The following is a 15,531-nucleotide window of genomic DNA, read 5'->3' on the forward strand; positions in this document are numbered from 1 at the left end:
CTGTGGGAGCGGGCTTGCTCGCGAATTCGGTGTATCAGCCACCAAATTCATCACTGACCCACCGCCTTCGCGAGCAAGCCCGCTCCCACAAAAATCAGCCCCCACAGAGCGGAAACATAGGCGGCCATCACTGAAATAACGGGTATGTACACACCCTCAACCCAACCCAATCTGCTCCCTGGCCACCTTCACAACATTCTCAACAGTAAACCCAAACTTCTCCTGCAGCTTGGGCAGCGGTGCCGAAGCGCCAAAGCTGTTCATCACCACCTTGGCTCCCGTCTGCCCCACGTAACGATCCCAGCCCAAAGGCCCAGCCTGTTCCACCACCACCCGCGCTTTCACCGCCGGTGGCAAGACGCTGTCGCGATACGCCTGATCCTGATCCTCAAACAATTCCCAACTCGGCATCGACACCAATTGCGCCGCCACACCGTCTGCCTTCAGTTGCTCATAAGCCGCAACCGCCAGGCTGACCTCGCTGCCCGTCGCCAGTAACAGCACTTTCGGATCTTCGCCACTGGCCAATACATAGGCGCCCTTGGCCGCCCCGGACGCGGCCGCATATTTCGTACGGTCCAGCGTCGGCAGCGCCTGGCGCGACAGCACCACACAACTCGGCCGATGCGTCTGCGCCAGCGCCACTTTCCACAGCTCCAGCGTTTCATTGGCATCGCCCGGGCGCAACGTCAGAAGGCCGGGTGTGGCGCGCAATTGGGTCAAATGCTCGATCGGTTGGTGCGTTGGCCCATCCTCACCCACGCCAATCGAGTCATGGGTGAACACAAATATCACCGGCAATTCCATGATAGCCGCCAACCGGATCGACGGTTTCATGTAGTCGCTGAACACCAGGAACGTCGACGTGTAAGGCCGCAGGTACGACAGCGCCATGCCATTGGCAATCGCGCCCATGGCGTGCTCGCGAATACCAAAGTGCAGGTTGCGCCCGCTGTAGTCATCAGCACTGAAGCGCCCGGCGCTGTCGAAAGTGAGGTTGGTTTTGGTCGAGGGCGACAAGTCCGCCGAACCACCGAGCAGCCAAGGGATGTGTTGGGCGAAGGCATTCAGCACTTCACCGCCCGACGCACGACTGGCGACGCCCTTGGCGTCCGCTGAATAACTCGACAACCCGCCCTGCCACTGCTCCGGCATTTCCCCGGCGCGCATGCGGCGCAGTTCGTCGGCGAGTTCCGGTTCGTGTTGTTCGAGCTGCGCCAAGTGCCCGGTCCAGGCCTCATGCAGCGGCTGGCTTCGCTCAAGCAGCGCGTCACGCAAGGCGGTGCGGGCCTCGTCCGGCACCAGAAAGCTGGAATCTTCCGGCCAGCCGTACGCCGCCTTGGTCAGGCGAATTTCTTCCTCGCCCAATGGCTCGCCATGGGCGGCAGAGGTGTTGTGTTTGTGCGGTGAGCCGTAGCCGATCACGCTGTCGACCACAATCAGGGTCGGCGCGCCGGTATTCGACTGGAAGGTCTCCAGCGCCGTGCTCAGGGCCTGCAAGTCATTGGCATCGGTAACGTGCAAGGTGTGCCAGCCGTAGGCCTGGAAACGCTTGATCACATCTTCACTGAACGCCAGCTCGGTGTGACCCTCGATGCTGATGGTGTTGTTGTCGTAGATCCAGCACAGGTTATCCAGCTTCAGGTGCCCGGCCAGCGACGCGGCTTCGCTGCTGATGCCTTCCATCATGTCGCCGTCACCGCACAGGGTGTAGACGTTGTAGTCAAACAGCACCCTGGCGTCGCGATTGAAACGCTCGCCCAGCCAACGCTCGGCCATGGCCATGCCAACGCTGTTGGCGCAACCCTGACCCAAAGGGCCTGTGGTAGTTTCCACGCCGGTGGTCATGCGGTATTCGGGATGGCCCGGGGTCTTCGAGCCGGCCTGCCGGAATTGCTTGATGTCGTCCAGGCTGATCGCAGCGGCGCCGGAGCGCGTGCCGTGAGCGTCAATTTCCACCACACCGGCCAGGTGCAGCAGCGAATACAACAGCATGGACGCATGCCCGACGGACAACACAAACCGGTCACGGTTGGGCCAGTCGGGATGCTCGGGGTGGTAACGCAGGAAACGACTCCACAGCGTGTAGCCCACCGGCGCCAGGCCCATGGGCGTGCCTGGGTGGCCGGAATTGGCCTTTTGCACGGCGTCCATGGCCAGGGTGCGAAGCGTGTTGATGCATTGGGTGTCGACAGCGGTGGCAGCGTGAGTCATGAAACCGGTCTCCCTCGGGTGGCGATTTACAGTGGAGGGCAGGGCGCGGCAAAGGTTTGATTCGATCGCCTGCACTGCGACGAACGGGGATGGATTGATCTCGAACATGACAAGACCCCGTTCAATGGTCTAGCTTCAAGGGCGTAGTCCATTGATCAACATGCGGAGGTATTCCATGCCAGTGAAACACGACCTGTACCAGGATTTGGGGTTGAGCAAGGACGACGTTCACAAACGCAGGGCGGACGATAAACGGCTGGATTCGCTGCTGACTCAATATGACGCCGCCGACGCAGATGTGCTCAAGGCAGAATCGGCCAGTGCCAGTGATGAAGACGTGGAGAAGCTTAAGAAGAAGCGCTTGTTGATCAAAGACAAGGTTGTGGAGCAACTGGGTTAGGGGACGCCCAGGGTCCTACACAGGTAGAAACATTTGTTCAGAATTGTCTGAGGGACAGGGCGCTTTTGACTGAATATGATGCGCCCCGTCCACCTGGCTCTGGGGGCTGTTTCGGCGCAAGGATTGCGCTGTTGAGCCAGGTGGGCCTCGCTATTTCACGCCAGCAGCGCCCCGGTGCATTCGGCTATCGAGCGCTGCTGTGTCTCGGCATACAACGTTAATTCATCAATCGTCTGACGGCCCAGCGCCTTCTCGAACTGCGCCCGGTTTGAATTGGCCGCGTAGTGACTCTGCGCCGCGTCGCCCAGGTTCGATTGAAAAATCCCCGCCGCGCTCACCGGCAGAAAATCTTCATACACCAACGGTTCCACATCGACGTGGCTGGCCGCGATCAGCGCGTCCAGCGTGCGCGGTTGGTCCCGCGTGCCGCGTGCCGCCAAGCCTCTTTCGGTGACGAAGTAGCGGAAATACGCCAATTCCTGTTCACGCATCTGCGCGTAGTCATCAGGAAAGGCCTCGAAGTGCTGCTCCATCAATTGCGTGTAACGCGCGGCGTTGCCCTCATTCGGGAACGCGCCCAGTTCGTCGCGCGCGGCGTTCAGTAGCCTGTCGTACAGCGCGCGGCCTTTGGGCGTCAGCGCCACACCGCGTTGTTCGATTTCGCCAAAGCGCGCGCTGTGGCTGCCTTTGGCGTCAGTAAATGCGATGGGCTCGTCGAGGGCCTTGAAGCTGGTCTGGCGCAGCAGGATCGGGCAGTGGCGGCGCGGCGGGCCTTCGATCACCGCTTTTGGCGTGATGCCTTTGCCGGGCATGGCCGCCTGGACCTGGTCGATATCCAGGGTACGCGGGGTCAGGTGGTTGATGTGCGGGCCTTTGAAGGCGACCACGTCGGCGATCAGCCGATGCTGGTCGCTCAGTTGCTGATACTGCGCGCCGGTGACGGTGGCGGTGTGATGCCAGCGGAAGGTTTCCAGGGCCTGGCGGATAAATTCATCGGCATCTTCAGCGTTGAGTCCACCGTCCCTTTCAGCACTCTCGATCAAGGCCAGGGCGGCGGGCGTGAAGATCGAGCGCTTGGCCAGGGCGCTGTCGGCAAAGGCGCGCAGTTCAGGGTTTTCGATCAGTTCCAGACGCAACAGCGAGGTGAACACGCGAAACGGGCTGGTGTTCAGTGCGTGTTCATGCACGGCGCGAAAGGCGGTGGAATGCACCGGCACGCCCGCTGGCGTCAGGTCGTAATACCCCACGGGCTGCATGCCCATGACCGCAAACAAGCGGCAGAGGGTGGCCAGTTCCGCAGCGGTACCCAAGCGGATGGCGCCGTGGCGTTCCATGTCCAGTCGGGTGATTTCCCCGGTGCGTTGCAGGTGCTGGGCCAAGCCCTGATCGCTGGCCAAAACCCGGGCATTGGTGTCGGCCACCAGCGCCATCAGCGCGCCGTAAAGTGGAACTTCATCTCGGTACATGTCGGACATGGCCCTGGAGAAGCCTTTACGGATGTCATCGGGGCTGACAAAAGCGGCGGTTGGCATAGAAAAATTCCTGAACGCGGTAGAGAGGGGCGAGACCGTTCTCTGGATTTTGTTGGGCTGTGCGCCTGTGTGCAAACGAAGAATCCTCAGGACTTCATTCTGCAAATGAATGAAATGACGCAAATATGACAAAAAACGCCGGACGAGAAATTTCATTTTTCAGGGCTGTTTCTAAAAAAATCTTCACGAGGTGCGCCGAGGTCGTCATGAAACAATCGTCACGTTTGTTAGGGATGAAAGCTGTTCTGCACACAACGCACATAAAAATATGTTTAGGGGCCGTCGTTAATGAAAATTTCTACACTGGCGTTATCCATCACCGCCGCCTTGCTTGCACAACAAGCGTGCGCCGATGATTTTGGACTCGGCTCTCTGGGCACAGGTACCGGTCACAGCGGTTTCCTGGAAGACAGCCACGCAGCGATCAGCTCGCGGTCCATGTACTACAGCGCAGACAATCGTTCGGGGACCAGTAACGATTTGCGCGAAGCTGCAACACTGCTGCGTTTTGACTACAAATCCGGCTACACCCAAGGCACCCTCGGCGTCGGTTTTGACGTGATGGCGTTCGGCGCTCTGCGCCTGGACGGTGGCGATGGCCACGCCGCAGGCCCAGGCCTGGCGGGTAATGGCAACAGTTTCTTCCCAACCAAAAACAACGGCACCGAGCCGGCTGATTCCTTCGGCCGTGCTGCAGGTAACGTGAAGTTCCGCATCTCTCAGACCGAGTTGCACGTCGGTGGTGGTTTGGCCCCGGTGCTGCCTATCCTGGTGTCGAACGACAGCCGTGTTGCGCCGCAGACCTTTGACGGCGGCATCCTGACTTCCAGCGACATCCCGAACGTGACCTTCACCGGTGGTGAACTGAACCGCGCCGAAGGCCGTGCTTCCAGCAACTCCACAGGCTTGAGCGTTGCCGGCGGCACCCGTGACAGCGACAGCTTCAAGTTCGGTGGCCTGGACTACAAACCGTTCGGTTCGTCCGACAACGCCATCGCTAAAAACCTGACGTTGCAGTACTACTACGCCAACCTGCAAGACTTCTACAAACAGAACTATTTCGGCCTGGTTCACCTGCTGCCGCTGGGCAACGATCAGTCGTTCAAGACTGACCTGCGCTACTTCGACAGCACCAGCGACGGCAAGAACGGCTCGGCGGGCTACGCGTTCAACAACAACGGCGGCTATGCCAAACACGCCGGCGAAGTGGACAACAAAACCTACAGCGCCGCGTTCACCTACCAGTTGGGTGGCAGCAGCCTGATGCTCGGCCACATTGGCGTGAGTGATGACGGTGGCTTCGTCTGGGTCAACCAGGGCAGCATCGCCGACCCACAAGCACAAGGCGCGGGCGGCAGCGACTTCTACCTGTTCACCGACGCCGTGGTGGGTCAGTTCTCCCGCGCGGGCGAGCAAGTCAACTTTGGTCAGTACACCTATGACTTCAAGGCCTACGTACCGGGCCTGAAAGCATCCATCGCCTACCTGGACGGTACCGACATCAAGTCCAAAGTGGCGGGCGGCTCCGATCAGAAAGAAAACGAAACCGACTTCCGCCTGGATTACGTCGTGCAGCAAGGCCCCCTCAAGGGCTTCGGCACCACCTTCCGCACCGGTACTTACAAGGGTCACAACACCGGGACCGCCGATCAGGACCAGACTCGCCTGATCTTCAACTACACCTACGCGATCTTCTAAGACCGCGCGGGACGATCTCCCCCTCTGGAGAGCTGGAAAACTGAAGGCCGCCTAAACAGCGGCCTTCAGTCTTTTTGGCACACGGGTAACTCTTCATGTGCATCCGGGGGTGGATGGGTTTTACACTGGCCGCCACTGTGTCAGTGATGGAGGACCCGATGCCGGCCACGCCCACCCACATCCTCGAAACGATCGAAGGCCAACGCCTGGCCACCCCGGACGCCGAACGCTGGCGCGAGTGGGGCCCTTATTTAAGTGAACGTCAGTGGGGCACGGTGCGCGAAGACTACAGCGCAGACGGCGACACCTGGACGTACTTCCCCCATGAACATGCCCGCAGCCGCGCCTACCGGTGGGGCGAAGACGGCCTGGCCGGTTTCAGCGACAAGGCGCAACGCTGGTGCCTGGGCCTGGCCCTGTGGAACGAGCGCGACGCGATCATCAAGGAGCGTTTGTTTGGCTTGAACAACGCCGAAGGCAACCACGGTGAAGACGTCAAGGAACTGTACTTTTTCGTCGATGGCGTGCCGAGCCATGCCTACATGCGCATGCTCTACAAATACCCGCACGCCGCCTTTCCCTATGCCGACCTGATAGGCGAAAACGCCCGGCGCGGCCTGGAAGATGCCGAGTACGAAGTGCTCGACACCGGCGTGTTTGAAGACAACCGCTATTGCGATGTCAGCGTTGAATACGCCAAGCACCAGCCTGACGATATTTTCATGCGGGTCACCGTGCACAACCGTTCCGACCAGCCGACACGCCTGCAGGTGCTGCCCCAGTTGTGGGCGCGTAATGACTGGAGCTGGTTCGTTGACGCCACCAAGCCACGGCTGACGCTGGACGGTGATCAGGTGCTGGCCCGTCATCACGAACTGCCCGATCGCCACTTCAGCGCCTGGGGCCAGGACGGCGTGGAATGGCTGTTCTGCGAGAACGAAACCAACTACCCGAAGCTGGATGGCCAACCGACGCCCGGCCCATTCAAGGACGGCATCAACGATTACGTGGTGGACGGCGTTCAATCGGCGATTCGCCGCGACGCGGGCACCAAGGTGGCGGCAAGGTTCACCCTCGCACTGGCGGGCCAGGAAAGCAAAACCCTCTACCTGCGCTTTGCCCCTACGGATGCGCCCGAGGTCAACGCGCGCAAGCTATTCGAGACGCGCCGGCAGGAAGCTGATGACTTCTACGCAGCCCTGCAACAAGGCATCGCCGATCATGATGCGCGCAACGTGCAGCGCCAGGCCCTGGCCGGTTTGCTGTGGTCCAAACAGCTCTACTATTTCGACGTAAACCAATGGCTCGACGGCGACCCGGCCCAACCCGCGCCGCCGCCTGAGCGGCTGCATATCCGCAATACCCATTGGCGGCACCTGTCGAACTTCGACATCTTGTCCATGCCCGACACCTGGGAATACCCGTGGTACGCCTCATGGGACCAGGGCTTTCAGGCGGTGGCGATTGCGCTGATCGACCCGGGCTATGCCAAGCAACAATTGTTGCTGCTGGTGAAAGACCGCTTCATGCACCCCAACGGCCAGTTGCCAGCCTATGAATGGCGCTTTGACGACGCCAACCCGCCGGTGCATGCGTGGGCCAGTTGGCGCGTGTATCAGCAGGACAAAGCGCTGACCGGCGTAGGCGATATGGATTTCCTCGAACGGATTTTCCATAAACTGCTGCTGAATTTTTCCTGGTGGGTCAACCGCAAGGACGCCGAAGGCCGCAACCTGTTTCAGGGCGGCTTTCTGGGCCTGGACAACATCGCCTTGTTTGACCGCTCGGCCACGCTGCCGCCGGGCTATCAGTTGGATCAGGCCGACGGCACTGCGTGGGTGGCCGCCTATGCGCTGGACCTGATGCGCATCGGCCTGGAACTGGCCAAGCGCAATCCGGTGTACGTGGATATCTCGGTGAAGTTTTTCGAACACTTCCTCTATATTGCCGGCGCCATCAACCGCGTCGACGACAATGCCGAAGGCTTGTGGGATGAGCAGGACCTGTTTTTCTACGACGTGCTGCACCGTCCTGACGGCCAGAACGAGCCGGTGCGCCTGCGCTCCATCGTCGGCCTGATGCCGCTGTTTGCGGTGCTGGTGCTGGAGCAGCGTGAACACGAAGGGCTGGAGGGGTTGCGCGAACGCTTGTTGGGCTTTATGAAACACCGGCCGGACCTGGCCAAACTGGTGTCGCGCTGGAACGAGCCGGGGCAGGGCAACCGCCTGTTGCTGGCGCTGTTGCGGGGCGAACGTACCAAGGACCTGCTGCGGCGCATGCTCGATGACACCGAGTTCTTGTCGGCCTTTGGTGTGCGCTCCTTGTCCAAGTCGTTCGCCGAGCAACCGCTGGCGCTCAAGATGAACGGTGACACGCTCTGTGCGCGTTACCAGCCCGGCGAATCCGATTCCCGCCTGTACGGCGGCAACTCTAACTGGCGTGGGCCGTTGTGGATGCCGGTGAACTACATGTTGATCGAATCGCTGCGTGAGTTTCACCGGTACTACGCGGATAACTTCTCGGTGGAGTACCCGACGGGCAGCGGTTACCTGGCTTCTTTGGAAGAGGTGGCGGACAGCCTCAGTCAACGCCTGACGCGATTGTTTCTACGCGATGAAAACGGCGTGCGGCCGTCGATGGCGGGGTATGCGCAGTTGGAGGCGGATCCGGCGAGTCGCGATCTGGTGTTGTTCCATGAGTATTTCCATGGGGAAACCGGGCGAGGCTTGGGGGCTTCGCATCAGACGGGATGGACTGCGTTGGTGGCGTTGTTGCTGCATATACCGTTCAAGGCGTGAATCGGGTAAATTCGCCGGCCCAGCCCTTACAAGGATGTAGATCATGGCGAATAACGCCACTGCGTTATCCCCCGTCAAACTCTTCAGCGCCTTGGCGATTGGCGCCAGTGTTTTAGTTGCGTACCTGTACGCTGGCGGCGCCAGTGCAGGCTCGACGAGGGCAATGTGCCTGGAGTGTCAGGAGTCCAGCAGCGCCGATGCGGCGAAGTGGGTCAAAAATGGTACCTACCGTCTTGACGCCGTTACGCTTACGGATGACGAAAAAGAGTTGGAGGTAGACCCTGATTCGTTGCGCAAAATGACCCGGATCAAGCCGCCACTCCTCAGCGCCAGTGAAAATGATGCGCTGGTCGAACAAACCATCCGTGCAATAGACAATTTCGGTGAAACAGGCGATTCCACGGTGCTGGAAAACCAGTGGCCTGAACTGACACGTCGAGCACGCTACGCTTATAGCTTCTTCATGACGGCTGACCAACCGATTGACTGCTACAACGTGTATGTGCGCGTGGGCCGCAACAAATACTTGGTTGTGGTTGGCCGGGACTTGGAGTCCGGAGAATTCAAGTGGAGACCGGGTGAGGGGATGCTGATTAACCGCTACGGCACGGAAGGCAAGCCCGTGTACCTGGAGGAGTTCCAGAAAGTCGACGCTGCTGTGGGCCGCTGATTGGTTATCCTGGGCCTGAAATGAAAAATCCCGCCATTGGCGGGATTTTTTTTGAACGCGCTGTTATCAGGCCGGGAACAGTTCGCTCAGCTTCATCGCCAGCATCATGTCGCCTTCAGTGCGCAGTTTGCCGCCCATGAATGCCTGCATGCCATCGGTCGAGCCGTCGACGATGCCTTCCAGGGTTTCGCTGTCCATGACCAGGGTCACTTGGGCGTCAGGGTTTTCGCCTTCTTGCAGTTCGCAGGTGTTGTCTTTAACGACCAACGAGAAGTTTTTGGTGTCGTCGATGCGGAAACCGAAGATCAGGTCCAGGCCATCAGCCGCGGCCGGGTTGAATTTGGCTTTCATTGCTTCTACAGCTTTGGCTACGTCAGTCATGGTTTCGATCCTTTTGGGTAGAGTCCAGTGACCTTGGGGTCACGGTTGGCCGCACATCATCGGAAAGTGATGAGCTGCGGCGCCTTCAACAGCTGCAAGTGGGTATGACTGTTGAAGGAAGCCAGGGTCACCTCGCGACCACGAAATTTCAGCTGGTTGAGCGAGGTGTTAACAATTTGCCAGTTCAGTTCGAAGGCCTGGGCGGCAGGCATTCGGGTCAGCAGGTGGAGCAGGGCGGTAATAGTGCCGCCGGAGGTAAACACGGCGATCTTGTCGGCGTTATCCGCCGTTTCCAGAATGCGTTGCAGGCCGCCCTGCACGCGCTCTACAAACCCCAGCCAGCTTTCCAGCCCCGGTGGATCATACGTGCCGGCCAGCCAGCGTTCGATGATCAGGGCGAAAATGCGCTGGAATTCGCTGCGGTTCTGCGCGCCATTACGCAGCACGTCCACGGCGTGGGGTTCAGTGCTGAGCAGGTCGGGGAGCAGGGCACGAATAATCGCTTCGGCGTCGAATTCGTTGAAGGCGCTGTCGACTTCAAGGGGCGGTACCGGCAGGCCAAGGGCGGCGTACTGATCGAAGGCGGCGGCGGCGGTGTGCTGCTGGCGACGCAGGTCGCCGGCGATGCAACGCTCGAACGTCAGGCCCAGGTCGGCCAGGTGACGACCGAGCACCTGCGCCTGTTCCACGCCGACGGGCGACAGGACGTCATAGTCGTCTGCACCGAAGGAGGCCTGGCCATGTCGAATCAGGTAGATGCTGCCCACGTCCGTTTTCCCGGTACGTTGAAAGTCTGGCGAGGTTAGGAGGATGCCTGCGAGCTGTCAATGAAAAAACATACGCTTGTTTTAAAAGCCCGTTAGAGCCCCTTTGGTGGCGGTTTGATGACTGGCTGGAACGCCGTGCCCTCGGTATGCTGGGGCGATCCGCGCCTGGCGCACTGCATTTGTAAGGAGAAATATGGATTTTTTGGCCGAATACGCGAGCTTTTTGGCGAAGACCGTCACCCTGGTGGTCGCTATTCTGGTGGTACTGATCAGCTTCGCGGCCCTGCGCAGCAGAGGTCGTCGCAAATCCGCCGGCCAATTGCAGGTCAGTAAGCTCAACGACTTCTACAAGGGCCTGCGTGAGCGCCTGGAGTCGAGCCTGCTCGACAAGGACCAGCTCAAGGCCCTGCGCAAATCCGAAAGCAAAACCGAAAAGAAAAAAGGCAAGAACAAGCCCGAGGCCAAGCCACGGGTGTTCGTGCTGGATTTCGACGGCGACATCAAGGCCTCGGCCACCGAAAGCCTGCGCCATGAAATCACCGCGCTGCTGAGCCTCGCCACACCCAAAGACGAAGTGGTACTGCGCCTGGAAAGCGGCGGCGGCATGGTGCACAGCTACGGCCTGGCGTCTTCGCAACTGGCGCGTATCCGCCAGGCGGGCGTGCCGTTGACCGTGTGCATCGACAAGGTCGCAGCCAGCGGCGGCTACATGATGGCGTGCATCGGCGAGAAGATCATCAGCGCACCGTTTGCGATCCTCGGTTCCATCGGTGTGGTCGCGCAGTTGCCCAACGTGAATCGCCTGCTGAAAAAGCACGATATCGACTTCGAAGTGCTCACCGCCGGTGAGTACAAACGCACCCTGACCGTGTTTGGCGAAAACACCGAGAAGGGCCGCGAGAAGTTCCAGGAAGACCTGGACATCACCCATCAACTGTTCAAGAACTTCGTGTCGCGTTATCGCCCACAGCTGGCGATCGACGACGTAGCGACCGGCGAAGTGTGGCTGGGGGTTGCAGCCCTCGATAAGCAATTGGTGGATGAGCTGCAAACCAGCGACGAATACCTGGCAACCAAGGCCAAGACCGCCGAAGTGTTCCACCTGCACTACGCCGAGCGGAAAAGCCTGCAAGAGCGCGTGGGCCTGGCGGCCAGCGGCTCGGTGGACCGAGTGTTACTGACCTGGTGGAGCCGGTTCACTCAGCAGCGTTTCTGGTAGTCAAAGAACGTAGTTAATCCCTCTGTGGGAGCGGGCTTGCCCGCGATGGCGGTGTGTCAGTCAATCTATTCATTGGCTGGCACACCGCATTCGCGAGCAAGCCCGCTCCCACACCGGTTTTGCACAGGCCTTTGAGTACAGATTTTGTAATAGTTTTGCGTTGTGGGAAATTTGTGTTTCGGTTGTACGATTTGAGTCCTTTTTGCCATTGCAGGACTTGCATGAACACCCTCTCGGAGCCTCCCAGTGGTCTTTCTCCAAGACATCCGCTGCCGCTGTTCCCGCTGAAGCACCCCGTATTCCGATTGCTAACCTCTTCCCGGTCCACTGATCGCGTTTTGCCGTGTCCGGCATTCTGAAAAAATTATAAAGAGACTCTCTAAATGGAATGGTTAGCGGACCCGACGGCCTGGCTTGGCCTGTTGACGTTGATTGTGCTGGAACTGGTGCTCGGCATCGACAACCTGGTGTTTATCGCGATCCTGGCGGACAAGCTGCCGCCAGAGCAGCGCGACCGTGCGCGGCTGATCGGTTTGTCCCTGGCACTGCTGATGCGCCTTGGCTTGCTGGCGAGTATTTCCTGGCTGGTGACCCTCACTCAGCCGCTGTTCGAGGTGTTCGACAAGAGCTTCTCGGGCCGTGACTTGATCATGCTGTTTGGCGGCGTGTTCCTGCTGTTCAAGGCCACCATGGAATTGCACGAGCGGCTTGAAGGCCATGTGGCCCAGCGCAGCGGCAACGTGGCGTACGCGATGTTCTGGCCGATCGTGGCGCAGATCGTAGTGCTGGATGCGGTGTTCTCCCTTGATGCGGTGATTACTGCCGTGGGCATGGTGGACGAACTGGCGGTGATGATGATCGCGGTGATTGTGTCCATCGGCCTGATGATTGTGGCGAGCAAGCCGCTGACCCGTTTCGTCAACGCGCACCCGACCGTGATCATGCTGTGCCTGGGCTTTTTGATGATGATCGGTTTCGCGCTGACTGCCGAAGGCTTGGGTTTTCATATTCCCAAGGGCTACCTGTACGCGGCGATTGGTTTCTCGATTCTGATCGAAGTGTTTAACCAGATCGCCCGTGCCCGTCGCAAGAAGTCGGCGCAAGGCACGTTGCCGGTGCGTCAGCGTACGGCCCACGCGGTCATGCGCTTGCTGGGTGGCCGCAGCCTGGCCGTAGAAGGTGTGGATGATGAGGTGGCCGATTTGCTCGGCGAGCCGGATGCGAACCAGGGCCCGTTGTTCGATCGACGCGAGCGCGTGATGATCAGCGGCGTGCTGCAATTGGCCGAACGGCCGATCCGCACCTTGATGACACCTCGGGCCCAGGTGGACTGTATTGATCTGGCGGACGATCCCGACACTATCCGCCTTAAATTGATGCATTCGTCCTATTCCCGGCTGCCGTTGATCCGCAACGGTGCTGTCGATGAACCCTTGGGTTTCGTGCATAAAAAGGAGTTGCTCAAGGAATATCTCGCCGGCAATGAACCCAATCTCGAGCATTTGGTGCGTCGGGCAATCAACCTGCTGGAGAGCTTTTCGATCCTCAATGCGCTGGAGCAGATGCGCCAGGAGTCGACCCACATCGCCTTTGTGATCAACGAATTCGGTGACTTCATGGGCGTGTTGAGCATGACCGACATTCTCGAATCCATCGCCGGTGAGCTGCCGGACGCCAGTGAAATCGAAGGGCCGGATATTGTCGAGGAGGGTGAAGGGTTTCGCGCCAACGGTGCCTTGAACCTGAACCTGATTTGCCAGCGTACGGGCTTCAAGACACTGCCCAGCGAGGATTACCAGACGCTGGCGGGTTTGGTGATGAGCTTGCTGGACCGTTTGCCAAGGGTAGGCGACAGCCTCGAGCATGAAGGCTGGCGCCTGACGGTGGCGGCGGTGGAGGAGCGGCGGGTGACGCAAGTGGTGTTGGCGCCGGTGTAACCGGGCCTGAATCAACTACCAATAGACTGGAAGGACAGGAAGCGCTGTGCCCAACAGGTGGTGGGAGAAAATTTCCCCCAGGTACTCTACTCGGTCTTCCGGGTGGCCGATTCCCAAGTACCTTTTTTCCTCATCGCCATTTTTGTACACCACAAGGGTAGGTGTCCCGATGTCTCCCAGAGCCTCGATTTTCGGAGTTTGTCCCACATCCAGAATGATGACTCTCACCCTGCCGTCATAGTCTTTGCTAACGAGCTCAAAGCATTTGTTGGCGCCTTGGCACGCTGCGCAGTACTCGGAAACAAACAGCACAAATACCCACGGATCCTGTTTTACGATCTTCCAATACTCGTCGGGATGGTTGAGGACCGTATTTGCCACTCCCATGGTGATCTCCTTGCACGCGTAGCGAAATGTTGCTTTCGGGTACGCTAAATCCAGAGATCACCCCCGTCTACTGTCAACTTTGACAGGTAGCCCTGTTCAGGCGTCGCTGCCGCGCTCCACGCGTTCGCGCGCCTTGCGTGCCTGGCTCGCACACTTTCTGTATTCCTCATTGTCCCTGGAGGCCTTGGCCTTGCGATAGCCGTGGTGGTTCTGGCTGGTGTAGTTGGTGCTGAAGGCTTCCTTGAGCTTGCGCAGTTCTTCCTTGCATTCACGGCGGTCTTTACTCGCCGACGCATTGCCAGCGACACACAAACAGATCAGGAGGAGGGCGAGGCTCGGTTTCATCGGGGCGCGATCCTTATCGACAGGGATGTGCAAAGGCTAGCCCAGCGCCGGAATTTTTCCACGCCCAGGCGCGCACCCGGAAGGTGCGCAGTAACACCGGTTTTGCGCACTCAATCGGGGCTGTCACCGAGGTCTGGGGCTTTGGGTAGCATCTCTGCGCTGCGCGATGACTTGTCGCCTTATGGCGCATCAATATTTATCCCGTTGATTTTTAAACGCTTTATACCTTTCATATTTTTCTGTTACTGCGTGTGGCACACTTTCTGCTGTCTATTCCGTTGTTACATACTAAGTTCCGGTATAGCGGAATACACAACTCCTGGAGTGCTTGTCATGCATCACCGACCTTCCGTGTTTAAAGCGTGTGTTTTTCTCTTCGCCGCATCGGCTTCCCTCGCAAGCGTTGCGCACGCGGCGGACAGCAAGCTCGATGATGTGCTCAAGCGTGGGCATCTCATCGTGGGTACAGGCAGTACCAATGCGCCGTGGCACTTCCAGGGAGCGGATGGCAAGTTGCAGGGTTTTGATATCGACATCGGCCGCATCGTGGCCAAAGGCTTGTTCAACGACCCGAGCAAGGTCGAGTTTGTGGTGCAGTCTTCCGACGCACGCATTCCCAACCTGCTGACCGACAAGGTCGACATGAGTTGCCAGTTCATCACTGTCACCGCCAGCCGTGCGCAACAGGTTGCCTTTACCCTGCCGTACTACCGCGAAGGTGTGGGCCTGCTGCTGCCGATCAACAGCAAGTACAAGGAAATCGAAGACCTGCAAGCCGCCGGCGACGGCGTCACCGTGGCCGTGCTGCAAAACGTCTACGCCGAAGAACTGGTGCACCAGGCACTGCCAAAGGCCAAGGTTGATCAGTACGACAGCGTCGACCTGATGTACCAGGCCGTGAACTCCGGCCGCGCCGATGCCGCTGCCACCGACCAGTCCTCGGTCAAGTACCTGATGGTGCAGAACCCAGGCCGCTACCGCAGCCCGGCTTACGCCTGGAGCCCGCAAACCTACGCGTGCGCCGTCAAGCGTGGCGACCAGGACTGGCTGAACTTCGTCAACACCGCGCTGCATGAAGCCATGACCGGTGTGGAATTCCCGACTTACAAAGCCTCGTTCAAGCAATGGTTCGGTGTGGACTTGCCAGAACCTGCGATCGGTTTCCCTGTTGAATTCAAGTGAT

General features: G+C 59.2%; 13 protein-coding genes. 7 read left to right on the forward strand and 6 right to left on the reverse strand.

Annotation, left to right across the window (positions count from 1 at the left end; genetic code table 11):
- Positions 1-156 precede the first annotated feature (156 nt).
- On the reverse strand, positions 157-2,214 hold the full coding sequence (tkt, locus tag ACP7A2_RS17010; RefSeq protein ID WP_426135150.1) for a transketolase: 2,058 nt from the start codon (positions 2,212-2,214) through the stop codon (positions 157-159).
- A 175-nt stretch (positions 2,215-2,389) separates the two neighbouring features.
- Between tkt and ACP7A2_RS17015 the strand changes: the two genes are divergently transcribed.
- Entirely contained in the window at positions 2,390-2,614 is a 225-nt protein-coding gene (locus tag ACP7A2_RS17015; RefSeq protein WP_426135151.1) for a DUF465 domain-containing protein, read from the forward strand.
- A gap of 155 nt (positions 2,615-2,769) precedes the next feature.
- Here ACP7A2_RS17015 and hglS read toward each other — a convergent pair whose 3' ends face one another.
- A complete protein-coding gene (gene hglS / locus ACP7A2_RS17020; RefSeq protein WP_426135152.1) occupies positions 2,770-4,146 on the reverse strand; it encodes a 2-oxoadipate dioxygenase/decarboxylase HglS in 1,377 nt (458 codons plus the stop codon).
- A gap of 288 nt (positions 4,147-4,434) precedes the next feature.
- Between hglS and ACP7A2_RS17025 the strand changes: the two genes are divergently transcribed.
- The 3 genes from ACP7A2_RS17025 to ACP7A2_RS17035 all read left to right on the forward strand — a co-directional run bounded on the left by ACP7A2_RS17025 (position 4,435) and on the right by ACP7A2_RS17035 (position 9,312).
- Positions 4,435-5,844, forward strand: a complete 1,410-nt coding sequence (locus tag ACP7A2_RS17025; RefSeq protein WP_426135153.1) for an OprD family outer membrane porin — start codon at positions 4,435-4,437, stop codon at positions 5,842-5,844.
- 158 nt (positions 5,845-6,002) lie between these two features.
- A complete protein-coding gene (locus tag ACP7A2_RS17030; RefSeq protein WP_426135154.1) occupies positions 6,003-8,642 on the forward strand; it encodes an MGH1-like glycoside hydrolase domain-containing protein in 2,640 nt (879 codons plus the stop codon).
- A 43-nt stretch (positions 8,643-8,685) separates the two neighbouring features.
- A complete protein-coding gene (locus ACP7A2_RS17035) occupies positions 8,686-9,312 on the forward strand; it encodes a hypothetical protein (RefSeq protein WP_426135155.1) in 627 nt (208 codons plus the stop codon).
- Between the two features lie 66 nt (positions 9,313-9,378).
- Here the strand turns inward: ACP7A2_RS17035 and ACP7A2_RS17040 are convergent, their stop codons facing one another.
- Positions 9,379-9,693: an SCP2 sterol-binding domain-containing protein gene (locus ACP7A2_RS17040; RefSeq protein WP_426135156.1), complete on the reverse strand. Its 315-nt coding sequence runs from the start codon at positions 9,691-9,693 to the stop codon at positions 9,379-9,381.
- Between the two features lie 56 nt (positions 9,694-9,749).
- Entirely contained in the window at positions 9,750-10,460 is a 711-nt protein-coding gene (locus tag ACP7A2_RS17045) for a histidine phosphatase family protein (protein ID WP_426135157.1), read from the reverse strand.
- A gap of 193 nt (positions 10,461-10,653) precedes the next feature.
- Here ACP7A2_RS17045 and sohB point away from each other — a divergent pair, with 193 nt between their 5' ends.
- The gene (gene sohB / locus ACP7A2_RS17050; RefSeq protein WP_426135158.1) at positions 10,654-11,679 is read left to right on the forward strand and encodes a protease SohB; all 1,026 of its coding nucleotides are present in this window, start codon (positions 10,654-10,656) and stop codon (positions 11,677-11,679) included.
- 383 nt (positions 11,680-12,062) lie between these two features.
- A complete protein-coding gene (locus ACP7A2_RS17055) occupies positions 12,063-13,616 on the forward strand; it encodes a TerC family protein (RefSeq protein ID WP_426135159.1) in 1,554 nt (517 codons plus the stop codon).
- Positions 13,617-13,631: 15 nt separating this feature from the next.
- On the opposite strand, the gene ACP7A2_RS17060 is transcribed toward ACP7A2_RS17055, so the two are convergent.
- Together ACP7A2_RS17060 and ACP7A2_RS17065 are read right to left on the reverse strand one after the other, a co-directional pair.
- Entirely contained in the window at positions 13,632-14,003 is a 372-nt protein-coding gene (locus tag ACP7A2_RS17060; RefSeq protein ID WP_426135160.1) for a thioredoxin family protein, read from the reverse strand.
- Between the two features lie 96 nt (positions 14,004-14,099).
- Complete coding sequence (locus ACP7A2_RS17065; RefSeq protein WP_426135161.1) at positions 14,100-14,348, reverse strand: hypothetical protein; 249 nt, start codon at positions 14,346-14,348, stop codon at positions 14,100-14,102.
- A 333-nt stretch (positions 14,349-14,681) separates the two neighbouring features.
- On the opposite strand from ACP7A2_RS17065, the gene ACP7A2_RS17070 reads away from it, so the two are divergent.
- On the forward strand, positions 14,682-15,530 hold the full coding sequence (locus tag ACP7A2_RS17070) for a transporter substrate-binding domain-containing protein (protein ID WP_426135162.1): 849 nt from the start codon (positions 14,682-14,684) through the stop codon (positions 15,528-15,530).
- Position 15,531 lies beyond the last annotated feature (1 nt).

It is taken from the genome of Pseudomonas sp. PWP3-1b2, from assembly GCF_049896045.1.
GTDB classification, from domain to species: Bacteria; Pseudomonadota; Gammaproteobacteria; order Pseudomonadales; family Pseudomonadaceae; genus Aquipseudomonas; species Aquipseudomonas antarctica_B.